Origin of the sequence: Enterococcus sp. 3G1_DIV0629 (assembly GCF_002141285.1) — a bacterium.
GTDB lineage: Bacteria > Bacillota > Bacilli > Lactobacillales > Enterococcaceae > Enterococcus_B > Enterococcus_B lactis.
The window spans coordinates 200,500-211,835 of the sequence record NZ_NGLI01000003.1; the positions used below are offsets into that span (position 1 = coordinate 200,500).

Consider the following 11,336-nt stretch of genomic DNA (forward strand, 5'->3'; position numbering starts at 1 on the left):
GCATGTACGATCAATTACAATCAATTGAAGACCGTTATGAAGAGCTTGGAGAACTTTTAAGTGATCCAGAAGTGATTTCTGATACAAAGCGCTTTATGCAGCTTTCAAAAGAAGAAGCAAACACGCGCGAAACAGTCGAAGTTTATCGTCGTTATAAAGAAGTAGTACAAGGAATCACCGATACAGAAGAACTGCTTGGTGAAAAACTGGATGATGAAATGGCTGAACTAGCAAAAGAAGAATTATCTGAGTTAAAAAAAGAAAAAGAAGTCTTAGAAGAAAAAATCAAGATCCTGCTTTTACCAAAAGATCCAAATGACGATAAAAATATCATCATGGAAATCCGTGGAGCAGCAGGCGGAGACGAAGCAGCCTTATTCGCGGGTGATCTTTTCAATATGTACCAAAAGTATGCTGAAGCACAAGGCTGGAAAACAGAAGTGATGGAAGCAAACGTTACCGGGATCGGTGGATATAAAGAAGTGATCATGATGATTACCGGAGAGAATGTTTATTCGAAATTAAAATATGAAAGTGGTGCACACCGTGTCCAGCGTGTTCCTTCAACTGAATCGCAAGGGCGTATCCATACTTCCACAGCAACAGTTGTCGTGATGCCAGAAGCTGAAGAAGTAGAGATTGATATTGAAGACAAAGATATCCGCACAGATATCTATCATGCTTCAGGTGCTGGCGGACAGCACGTCAATAAAACAGCATCTGCTGTACGTTTGACTCACTTACCAACAGGGATTGTCGTTGCTATGCAGGATGAACGTTCTCAAATCAAGAACCGTGAAAAAGCAATGAAAATCTTGCGTGCTCGTGTGTATGATAAGATCCAACAAGAAGCACAAAGTGAATATGATGCCAATCGAAAATCAGCAGTCGGAACTGGGGATCGTTCAGAACGGATTCGGACATATAATTTCCCGCAAAATCGCGTGACTGATCACCGTATCGGATTAACTATCCAAAAATTAGATCAGATTTTAGCAGGGAAATTAGATGAAATTGTTGATGCATTGATCATGTATGATCAAACATCAAAACTGGAAGCTATGCAAAATGGGTAAAATGACCTATCGAGAAGTCCTGTCACGGGCTTCTTCTTTTTTAGAGGAACATGGAAAAGAAGCATACAGTATCCAATTTTTATTTTTGGAACGAAAACGATGGAAAAAACTTGATTGGCTCCTTCATATGAACGAAGAGATTTCAAAAGAAGAACAACAGTTGATCGAAACAGATCTGCGACTTCTGCTTGCAGATCATCCGCCTCAGTATTTGCTAGGATATGCAGATTTTTATGATCATCGGTTGAAGGTAACCGAAGCAACACTGATTCCTCGACCAGAAACAGAAGAGTTAGTGGAGTGGTGTTTAGACGAGACGCCTGATGTACCATTGGAAGTGATAGATATTGGGACAGGTACTGGGGCGATTGCTATTAGTTTGAAAGCAGCAAGAAAAAATTGGCATGTATCTGCCGTAGATCTTTCTGAAGAAGCGTTAGAGGTCGCGAAAGAAAATGCTCAGCACGAAGGAACGAAGATCAGTTTTTACCATGGGAATACATTGGAACCAGTACAGGATCGGCGATTTGATGTGATTATCTCTAATCCGCCGTACATCAGTCGGAATGAATGGGAACTGATGGATGAAAGTGTCCGGTCATTCGAACCTAAGATGGCCCTTTTTGCGGAGAACGATGGATTAGCTGTTTATGAAAAAATAGCAGTTGAAGCACCAAGCGTACTAAAACCGAATGGAAAGATTTTTTTAGAAATCGGATTTCGCCAAGGTGAAGCAGTAAAAAAAATATTTCAGCAAGCATTTCCAGATAAAAAAGTGGCGATAAAAAAGGATCTTTTTGGTAATGAACGAATGATCCAAGTTTACAGTTGAAGTTGTGGATGAAAAAATTTTTATTTGTTTTTTTATTATAAAAAAACACTTATTTGACAAGGATGTAAACGACTTTTTGGCTTATCAACAAGTTTATCCACTATTGACAAACGAATTATCCACAGTCAGTGGAAAACTTGAGGATAAAGTTGGATAAAACAAGAATGTATGAAAAAGGGGTTGTGGATAAACTGTGGAAACGAAACGTTATGATGAAACTGAATTAAAAGAGGCAGCCAAAGCACTGAAAGCAGGAGAACTTGTTGCTTTTCCTACTGAAACAGTGTATGGATTGGGCGCCAATGCTCTCTTGCCAAATACTGTCAAGAAAGTGTTTTCTGTAAAAGGAAGACCTCAAGACAATCCATTGATCGTCCATGTCGCCTCTTTTGAACAAGTAAAAGAGTATGTGGACAACTTTCATCCAGAAACAGAGAAGATTGTGAAGAACTTCTGGCCTGGACCACTAACTTTGATATTTAAAATCAAAAAAGACACCTTGCCCTCAGTTGTAACAGGAGGATTATCCACAGCTGCATTTCGTATGCCGGATAACAAAAAAACACTAGAAGTAATCGAACTTTCAGGGGTTCCGCTTGTCGGTCCAAGTGCAAATACGTCGGGAAAACCAAGTCCGACAACTGCAGATCATGTATTCCATGATCTACAAGGAAAAATTACCGGGATCATTGATGATGGAGCTACGCGAATTGGTGTAGAATCCACTGTTCTTGATTTAAGTGATCCAACAGCCATGCCTATGATCTTACGACCAGGTGCAGTAACGAAAGAACAAATCGAAGCAGTCATCGAATCTCCTGTTGCTATTGATCAGCATCTTGTAAAAGAAAATGAAACACCAAAAGCGCCTGGGATGAAATACAAGCACTACTCACCCGATACACGTGTTCTGATGGTCAGAGAGGGCGATTGGTCAACTGCAGTTCAATGGGCAAAAAATAAGAAGAACCGTGTAGGTGTCATAGCAAGCCCCGAAATTGCGGATCAAGTGCGGACAGATACCGCAGCAGTTTATATGTATAACGACAACTCAGTAGAAGCGGCGGCTAAAGGATTGTTTGCAGGTCTAAGAGGATTAGATGAACCAACACTTGGGTTAGATTTGATTTTTGTACAAGTATACCCAGAAACTGGATTGGGGAATGCTTATATGAATCGCTTGAAAAAAGCAGCTGGGCAAAATTATTTTGAAAAATGATCAATTGGTTATTGCCGCATTCTTTTAGTATGATACAATGCTATCAAGTAAATCTTCTATTAGTGAACGAAAAACGAAGTGTAAATAGAAGAGATACGAATATTTGGCAATTTGTTTTTGATGGGAAAAATAAAATTGTAGGAAAATAAAAAGGAGCTGTTGTTTGTGGTAGATTACAAAACGTTTGACCCTGATCTTTGGGCTGCGATCGCCAAAGAAGAAGAAAGACAAGAACATAATTTGGAGCTGATTGCCTCTGAAAACTTTGTCTCCGAAGCAGTGATGGCTGCGCAAGGAAGTATCTTGACAAATAAATACGCAGAAGGTTATCCAGGGCATCGCTATTATGGTGGATGTGAATTTGTCGACATCGTTGAAAATTTAGCGATTGACCGTGCAAAAGAATTATTCGGAGCGAAATTTGCGAACGTTCAACCTCACTCCGGCTCTCAAGCCAACACGGCTGCTTATCTCGCTTTGGTAGAACCAGGGGACACGATCTTAGGAATGGATCTTTCCGCAGGCGGACATCTAACACATGGATCACCAGTCAACTTCAGTGGCAAAACCTACCACTTTGTTGCTTACGGTGTTGATCCGACAACAGAAGTTATTGATTATAATGTGGTACGTATTTTAGCTAGAAAACATCAACCAAAATTGATTGTAGCAGGTGCCAGTGCTTACGGACGAACGATCGACTTTGCGAAATTCAGAGAAATCGCAGATGAAGTAGGTGCAAAACTGATGGTAGATATGGCACATATCGCAGGATTAGTAGCAGCAGGACTTCATCCTAATCCAGTTCCTTATGCAGATATCACAACGACTACCACTCACAAAACATTGCGCGGACCTCGAGGCGGCATGATTTTGACAAACGATGAAATATTAGCGAAAAAAATCAATAGTGCGGTCTTCCCTGGTATTCAAGGCGGACCTCTAGAGCATGTGATTGCTGGGAAGGCAGCAGCATTCAAAGAAGCACTAGATCCTGCATTTAAAGAATATAGTGAACAAATCATTGCTAATGCAAAAGCAATGGTCAAAGTGTTCAATCAAGCAATCGGAACAAGAGTCATTTCAGGAGCAACAGATAATCATCTGATGCTGATCGATGTTCGTGAGTTAGGTATAAATGGAAAAGAAGCAGAGAGTATTTTGGACAGTGTGAATATTACGGTAAATAAAAACTCGATTCCTTTTGAAACGCTAAGTCCATTTAAAACAAGCGGCATCCGAATCGGTACACCAGCAATCACTACTCGCGGATTAAAAGAAGAAGATGCTGTAAAAGTGGCTGAATTAGTTGTCAAAGCATTACAAGCAAAAGGCGACAATGCTCAACTAGACGAAGTCAAAATAGGCGTACGCGAATTAACTGAAAAATTTCCATTGCATAAAAAATAAAAATTTAAATTCCATATAAAACAGAAAAGTTCAATGCTGGACTTTTCTGTTTATTTTTTTGGGAGAAAACGGATTCTTTGACAATATCGATGATGCTCTCTAGTATATGAGGTGTAATTTTAGTCTTCACATTAAATCTCAGGGAGGAAAAGTCATGACTGATCGTATCTCGTTAGAAAAGGAAGCCATAGCATTCAGTGATGCAAATGCACCTCATCCGCGAATCTATGAACTAGCACCGGAAGAAGGAAGAGCATTACTGGAAGAAGTACAAGAATCACCTGTGAACAAATATTCCGTTGATATTGAAGACTTGATGGTAGATACTGGCGAATGGGGAAAAATCAATATTCGTTTTGTACGACCAGAAGGAAATATAGATAAATTACCAGTTATTTTTTATATCCATGGAGCTGGTTGGGTCTTTGGCAGTGCTCAAACCCATGATAAATTGATCAGAGAACTTTCGGTCCGCACGAATTCTGTCGTTGTCTTTCCAGAATATAGTCGATCACCTGAAGCGAAATATCCAACAGCAATTGAACAAAATTATGCTGTGTTGCAACAGCTGAATAAATTAGCCAAGTCAAAAAATCTGGATCTCGAGAATCTAATCGTTGCAGGAGATTCAGTAGGTGGTAACATGGCTACAGTCATGACGATCTTAACAAAAGAACGAAAAGGGCTCCCAATATCTAAACAATTGCTGTATTATCCAGTTACCAACGCTGATTTCGATACAGATTCCTATCATGAATTCGGAGAAAACTATTTTTTGACAAGAGATGGAATGAGATGGTTTTGGGATCAATATACGACGAATGAAGAAGAACGTGCTGAAATCACAGCTTCGCCTTTGAGAGCAGACCTGAATGAACTAAAAGATCTACCTCCAGCAATGATTTTGACAGGAGAAGCGGATGTATTAAGAGAGGAAGGCGAGGCTTATGCACGCAAACTTCGTGATGCAGGGGTTCCTGTTACACAAGTACGCTTCCAAGGAATCATCCATGATTTCGTCATGGTAAATGCTATGGATCAGACAAGGGCAGCGCGTGCAGCAATGACATTATCTACTTCTTGGATCATGGAAAAAGAATAAGCTTTGCTTGTTCGCAGGAAAACTTCTTTTCAAAAAAGGATTTTCTTAGGAAAAATGGCGAGTTTGACTAGTCAATCACTTGATTTTGTTTTACAATTAAAAAGAAACGACAGAACAAAGGAGAGCTTAAAAAATGGGCAAATTTCAAGTGATCGATCATCCATTGATTCAACACAAACTAACTATTATTCGGGACAAAAACTGCGGAACAAAGGTTTTTCGTGAAGTAGTCGATGAAATCGCTATGTTGATGGCATATGAAGTATCACGGGATATGCCGTTGGAAGACATCGTGATCGAAACACCGATCACTGAAACAACACAAAAAACGTTGTCCGGTAAAAAAGTAGCGATTATTCCAATCTTGCGCGCAGGTATCGGAATGGTTGATGGTATCTTGGAATTGATTCCAGCTGCTAAAGTGGGTCATATCGGTCTTTATCGAGATGAAGAAACATTTGAGCCACATGAATATTTCGTCAAACTTCCAGAAGACATTGATGCACGTCAGTTGTTTGTAGTAGATCCAATGTTGGCAACAGGTGGATCAGCAATCATGGCAATCGATGCATTGAAAGAACGTGGCGCGTCGAACATCAAATTCGTTTGTTTGGTAGCAGCACCTGAGGGAGTAAAAGCTTTGCAAGAAGCACATCCTGATATTGATATCTATACAGCTTCTCTAGATGAAAAATTGAATGAACATGGTTATATCGTTCCTGGACTAGGGGATGCGGGTGACCGTTTGTTTGGTACAAAATAAGTGAAAATGAAAAAGGATGTGACAAAAGTTGTGTCACATCCTTTTTTGGTCATTTTTAACGTTTGAGGCAGAACAGCTTTTTCACAGCTTTCGTTTGCATATAAAAAAACCATCCCAAAAATGCAGAGATGGTCAAATTCAAATCTTTTTAAGTTCTTTGTAGTTAACGATTACTACACCCTTGCTTTGCGTCATCAAGTTCGCATTTTCTGCAGTTTCATCAATCTCAACAACAGCGGAATTTTTCAATTGTTTTGAAATCGTTCCAGTTTGCGGCTTGCCGTGAATCGTGAACATTACGTGAGTATTGATCTTGAATTTTTCACCAATTTCCGATGGTACGATAGTTGTATCAAATTTTCCAAAAGTTGCCATTTTCATAAAACCTGCCTTTCACATCAATTATACCACGTTTTATGAAAAATATCATGAAATTAAACTAATTTTCCATCGAACTCTTTACAATCAGCCAAATAGAGTATATAATTTCTTTTGGATAAGGCCAGCTTAGCTCAGTTGGTAGAGCAACGCACTCGTAACGCGTAGGTCGTAGGTTCGATCCCTATAGCTGGCATTAAAAGAGAAGACAGATGTATCAAGGATTTTTAATCCATTGATACATCTGTCTTTTTATTTAAAGGAAATAAAGTATGCTTTCTTAGCAATAGAGCATGTATTATTTCTATAAAAGTTTAGGAGAATAAAACGACTAGCAATATAGATGTGAAATCAAATATCACATGAACTGCCCAACTTGTAATGATCGAGTTGCTTTTAATGGCAGCTTGGTTGAATAACAATCTTGCCACCCCTTGTATCAAAAGGATGTGTGCTACAGTGTGTAAAATATTTCCATTATCATAAGTACTGTAATGGATGAATCCAAAGATGATCGCTGACAAGAAACTAGCGACAGGAATGCTGAACTTACTAGAAAAAATAGCAAGAAAATACACTGAGAACAATTCTTCTCCAAGTATCATGATAGGCAAAATAATAAATAATAACGGGCTGAAAGCCTCATTTATTGGATTGCCTGTTAAATCCCATTTCAAAATTTGTTGCAAAAATACCGAGACTGCGGCACTGATTACTACATTGATAAAAAAATATTTGGCTATATTTTTGACAGGAGCGACAGGTTTCGAGAACATTTTTTTCGTATCTTTTTTACCGAAAACAAGTGTAAATGCTATAAATCCAGTGATAGTTAAAGAAAAAATGCTAATAATGGATGGCGCAAATAGCAACCCTAACAAACCGAGTACAACGACAATAGTGCCCAATATCCCTTTTTTAAGTTCTATTTTTTTTCCTAAAATGTTATTCATGATAATAACTCCTACTATTCAGTTTTTGAAGATAGAGTCAGTATACATGAAGAGTTAAAATAGGCAATGTTTTTTTATGGATATTTGTATTGCTAAAAATTTATCTTATATATTCATTTTGATTATACTACTTTTATTTGTAAAAATTTTCTAGCAAAACCAAGTGCTTGCAACTGATTAAGCGTACAATTTTTTAGATGTTCCGAGCGTACTTCAATCATTTCAAAGGAGTTGCTACTTAAATCGATATTTTTTAAATCAGTATCAAAAAAGCTAGCATTTTCTAAATCATTAGTAGAAAACATTATTTTAGTGAGGGAACAGTCTACAAAATCTGCGCTTGATAAGACAGAGTGCTCAAAGGTACTTTCTTTTATGTTTGAACCAGATAAATTTACATAGTCCATTTTACAATTCTCGAATAACGTGTTCCCAATATAACTTTCCATCAATTTAGTACCTGTTAATTTACAATTGACAAATTTCACGCGATGCAACATGCTTTTTGTCAATATACAGCCTGAAAAATCACAGTTTTCGAATATACAGTCGGTAATCTCCATTCTTTGAAAATCATTGGAAGCAAAAAATGCATACTTGAAAATAGATTTGTAAATAATTGGATGGCAGATTATTTGGTTTTCGATGACCTCTTTTTGTGAAAGGATATTATACAGTTCAAAATCTTCGTTTTCATAGATATGAAAAAAGGATCCTTTATTCAAGCTTGCTTCATTAACTTTAGGAAAAATCATATTTAATTACCTCCATTTTCATAAAGTCATATTAACAAAAGCTAAACCAACTTACATTAGCAGAAAATGAGATAGGTTTTCACCTTTTTCGATAACGATAGTGTCGCTATCTCTTGAAACGTTCTTAGAATTGCCCTGAGAGACACAAATTAGGTGTAATTCTAATAAAAATCTTAGAATAAAAATTTTTACTGATTTAATTTAGAATGTTTTTAAAATAAAAATCGTTGCCATAACAGTGTATTGAAAGGTTTTAACAATCCAGTAATGATTTAAAAAAATCTAGATGTAGCGTATACTTTGTTTATAGAATGTAGTGGGAAGAAATATATTTTTGGGAGGAAATCGTGATGTCTAAAAGTGAAGAAATAGAAAACATGGTACTAAAATTATATGATCTCGTTTTAAATCCAGAGATCAAAGAAAAGGAACGTATACTTTTGATAGACGCAAAGACAGGCTTAGAAAAAGGTCAGTATTATCCTAAAGTCATAAATAATTTGGAACGTAGTTTACGTCCGTTAGCAATCAGGGGAGAATTGTCTAAACCAGTATCACCGTTTTATATGGAGATATCAACAATAGGAAAATTTGAAAAAGAATTAGGTCGAGGAATGGCTTCGGCACCGATTACTTTTGGGCATTTATAAAAACGGGTTATTCATCTCAATGAATTAAAAAGTAGAGTCAATCACATAATGCAGGCTAGGTTCATTTATTTGAACAGAGTCTGTATTTTTTTATTCTAAATAAAGAAACAGATGTTTCTTTATATTGTATTTTAGCCTTTAATTAACACAAAAACAGCTAGTATAAACTAATAATGTTAATTAAAAGTGTATTTTATGAAACTATCGTTATTTATTAATGTTGCATTTTTGTAAGCCAAGAATTGGAAATATAGCTTGAAAAAATGAAAGCAATAAGTAAAATAAAGTGAACATATGTGAAAAAAATAATTATTATTAGGAAAAACTTTATATAAAAGTTTTTTTGGCATATTTATTTTTTCTAAATGTTTGTAAAATAACTATCTATTTGATGGTTGAAAGGTTGGAAATGAAATGAGTGAGGGAGGATTTGAGAAGAAGGGTTTTTGAGTACTAATATAGTATGGCTTATTTTTAGTTAAAATAGGGGAGATAGAAAAAATGAAAAAGTGTAGAAATATTATTTTATCAATGTTATTTATTATTACTAATATAACATCGCTGATTCCTGTTCATGTCTATGCGGATGCAGGCAGAGATATCAGCAGTAATGTCACTTCGTTGACCGTGGACCCAACGAATATTACAGATGGAGGAAACATAAAAGTAAAATTCTCGTTTGACGAAAAAAAACAAGATATCCAGCCAGGTGATTATCTTTGGATCAATTGGCCAAGTGAAGGAAATATTCGCGGTGAAGGATTTCAAAAAGAAATCCCATTAATGATTGAAAATAAAAATGTTGGAACTTTAACGGTTAGAAAAGATTCTGCGCAAGTTGTGTTTAATGAAAATATTAAAAACCTAGACTCAGTAGAAGGTTGGGGGCAATTTGAGATACAGGCCAGAAACGTAACCGATACTGGTGAAGAAAATACGGGACCATTCACCGTGACGAGCGGTAATAAAACAGCTACTGTAAATGTGACAAAGCCAGCTTCTGGTTCTTCTTCTAGCGTTTTTTATTATAAAACAGGAGACATGCTTCCTGAAGATACTAAGCACATTCGATGGTTTTTGAATATTAACAATAACGGCACTTATGTTGAACAACCAGTTAAAATCAGTGATGAAATCCAAAGTGGACAAAGATTAGATCCAAGTACGTTTGAAATTAATCAAATACACTTAGGTGAACAGAAGGTTTATAGAGGAGAAGAGGGAATCCAACAATTTTTACAAGATTTCCCCGGCGCTACATTTGATTTTTCAGTAAATGATAATTACATTGAAATAACTATACCAAAAAACTTTGTCAATCTTAGGAAAATAATGGTGAGTTATAAGACGATCATAGAAAACCCAGAACAAACAAATTTTGAGAATCATTCGGAAGCTTGGTTTAAAGAATTTAATAAACCTGCTGTTGATGGAGAAAGTTTCAATCATACAGTTAAAAATATTTCAGCTTCTGGTGGAGTCAACGGTACAGTTAGAGGCGAATTGAAGATTTTCAAATATATCAATGGCACAGAGATTGGTATCCCAAATGTGACTTTCGAATTAAGACGAGCAGATGAACAGCCTATTCAAGGACAGTCTAGTATCCTGTTGATTTCGAATGAACAGGGAGAAGCTAGTATCAAAGGTCTGCAAGTAGGAGACTATGTTGTAAAAGAAAAAGAAGCACCCAATTGGATTGACTTTGATCCATTGAGCTCAAATGAACTCAAATTCTCCATAAATGAAAATGATACAGAGGGAGTCATTTTACCTGTTTATAACAAGAAAAAGGTTACGAACATCACAGCAACTAAAATTTGGAACGGTGGAACCACTCCAAGACCGAGTATTTATTTTAAATTATTCAGAGCAAGTACAAACAATTGGGAACCAGTTCCTGATGCAGAAACAAAACGATTAGACAATGGAATAACTTCAGTGACTTGGGAAGATATCCAACAGTATGATGATAGTGGAAACGAATATACGTTTAAAGTGCAAGAAGTAGACCAAAACGGAAATGATTATGTCCCTTCAGGTTATCAAAAAATTGAAAACGGGCTAGTCGTTACAAATGAGAATAAAGAAGTCATTTCGGTCTCAGGACAAAAAACATGGGAAGACAATGAGAACCAAGACGGCAAACGACCTACGACGATCACAGTGAATCTATTAGCCGACGGTCAACCGATCCA

11 protein-coding genes and 1 tRNA gene are annotated in these 11,336 nt (G+C 36.7%); 9 read left to right on the forward strand and 3 right to left on the reverse strand.

Features of this window, described 5'->3' with window-relative positions:
• Positions 1-2 precede the first annotated feature (2 nt).
• The 6 genes from prfA (at position 3) to upp (ending at position 6,402) form a co-directional block, all read left to right on the forward strand.
• Positions 3-1,076 (forward strand): peptide chain release factor 1, encoded by a 1,074-nt coding sequence (prfA, locus tag A5816_RS13205; RefSeq protein WP_002291519.1) that lies wholly within the window; start codon positions 3-5, stop codon positions 1,074-1,076.
• A complete protein-coding gene (prmC, locus tag A5816_RS13210; RefSeq protein WP_002374739.1) occupies positions 1,069-1,908 on the forward strand; it encodes a peptide chain release factor N(5)-glutamine methyltransferase in 840 nt (279 codons plus the stop codon). The genes prfA and prmC overlap by 8 nt, the downstream gene beginning before the upstream one ends.
• Before the next feature lie 193 nt (positions 1,909-2,101).
• Positions 2,102-3,127: an L-threonylcarbamoyladenylate synthase gene (locus tag A5816_RS13215; RefSeq protein ID WP_086311510.1), complete on the forward strand. Its 1,026-nt coding sequence runs from the start codon at positions 2,102-2,104 to the stop codon at positions 3,125-3,127.
• A gap of 165 nt (positions 3,128-3,292) precedes the next feature.
• Positions 3,293-4,537 (forward strand): serine hydroxymethyltransferase, encoded by a 1,245-nt coding sequence (glyA, locus tag A5816_RS13220; RefSeq protein WP_086311511.1) that lies wholly within the window; start codon positions 3,293-3,295, stop codon positions 4,535-4,537.
• Positions 4,538-4,691: 154 nt separating this feature from the next.
• Positions 4,692-5,639, forward strand: coding sequence for an alpha/beta hydrolase (locus A5816_RS13225; RefSeq protein ID WP_086311512.1), 948 nt, complete (start codon positions 4,692-4,694; stop codon positions 5,637-5,639).
• A gap of 133 nt (positions 5,640-5,772) precedes the next feature.
• Positions 5,773-6,402 (forward strand): uracil phosphoribosyltransferase, encoded by a 630-nt coding sequence (gene upp, locus A5816_RS13230; RefSeq protein WP_002291540.1) that lies wholly within the window; start codon positions 5,773-5,775, stop codon positions 6,400-6,402.
• Between the two features lie 138 nt (positions 6,403-6,540).
• On the opposite strand, the gene A5816_RS13235 is transcribed toward upp, so the two are convergent.
• Positions 6,541-6,783 (reverse strand): hypothetical protein, encoded by a 243-nt coding sequence (locus A5816_RS13235; RefSeq protein ID WP_002291542.1) that lies wholly within the window; start codon positions 6,781-6,783, stop codon positions 6,541-6,543.
• Between the two features lie 120 nt (positions 6,784-6,903).
• Between A5816_RS13235 and A5816_RS13240 the strand changes: the two genes are divergently transcribed.
• A tRNA-Thr gene (locus tag A5816_RS13240) sits at positions 6,904-6,976 on the forward strand.
• 118 nt (positions 6,977-7,094) lie between these two features.
• On the opposite strand, the gene A5816_RS13245 is transcribed toward A5816_RS13240, so the two are convergent.
• Complete coding sequence (locus tag A5816_RS13245; RefSeq protein ID WP_002374728.1) at positions 7,095-7,733, reverse strand: CPBP family intramembrane glutamic endopeptidase; 639 nt, start codon at positions 7,731-7,733, stop codon at positions 7,095-7,097.
• 122 nt (positions 7,734-7,855) lie between these two features.
• On the reverse strand, positions 7,856-8,488 hold the full coding sequence (locus A5816_RS13250; RefSeq protein WP_002289236.1) for a pentapeptide repeat-containing protein: 633 nt from the start codon (positions 8,486-8,488) through the stop codon (positions 7,856-7,858).
• 350 nt (positions 8,489-8,838) lie between these two features.
• Between A5816_RS13250 and A5816_RS13255 the strand changes: the two genes are divergently transcribed.
• The gene (locus A5816_RS13255) at positions 8,839-9,138 is read left to right on the forward strand and encodes a bacteriocin immunity protein (protein WP_002289237.1); all 300 of its coding nucleotides are present in this window, start codon (positions 8,839-8,841) and stop codon (positions 9,136-9,138) included.
• A gap of 501 nt (positions 9,139-9,639) precedes the next feature.
• The coding region (acm, locus tag A5816_RS13260; RefSeq protein ID WP_179189724.1) for a collagen-binding MSCRAMM adhesin Acm at positions 9,640-11,336 on the forward strand (1,697 nt) is incomplete at its 3' end.

What these genes read in the sequence shown, in the direction of transcription:
- prfA (WP_002291519.1), top strand. Translation starts at nt 3, where the DNA reads ATGTACGATCAATTACAATCAATTGAAGACCGTTATGAAGAGCTTGGA.
- upp (WP_002291540.1), top strand. Translation starts at nt 5,773, where the DNA reads ATGGGCAAATTTCAAGTGATCGATCATCCATTGATTCAACACAAACTA.
- A5816_RS13225 (WP_086311512.1), top strand. Translation starts at nt 4,692, where the DNA reads ATGACTGATCGTATCTCGTTAGAAAAGGAAGCCATAGCATTCAGTGAT.
- prmC (WP_002374739.1), top strand. Translation starts at nt 1,069, where the DNA reads ATGGGTAAAATGACCTATCGAGAAGTCCTGTCACGGGCTTCTTCTTTT.
- A5816_RS13250 (WP_002289236.1), bottom strand. Translation starts at nt 8,488, where the DNA reads ATGATTTTTCCTAAAGTTAATGAAGCAAGCTTGAATAAAGGATCCTTT.
- A5816_RS13235 (WP_002291542.1), bottom strand. Translation starts at nt 6,783, where the DNA reads ATGAAAATGGCAACTTTTGGAAAATTTGATACAACTATCGTACCATCG.
- A5816_RS13245 (WP_002374728.1), bottom strand. Translation starts at nt 7,733, where the DNA reads ATGAATAACATTTTAGGAAAAAAAATAGAACTTAAAAAAGGGATATTG.
- A5816_RS13255 (WP_002289237.1), top strand. Translation starts at nt 8,839, where the DNA reads ATGTCTAAAAGTGAAGAAATAGAAAACATGGTACTAAAATTATATGAT.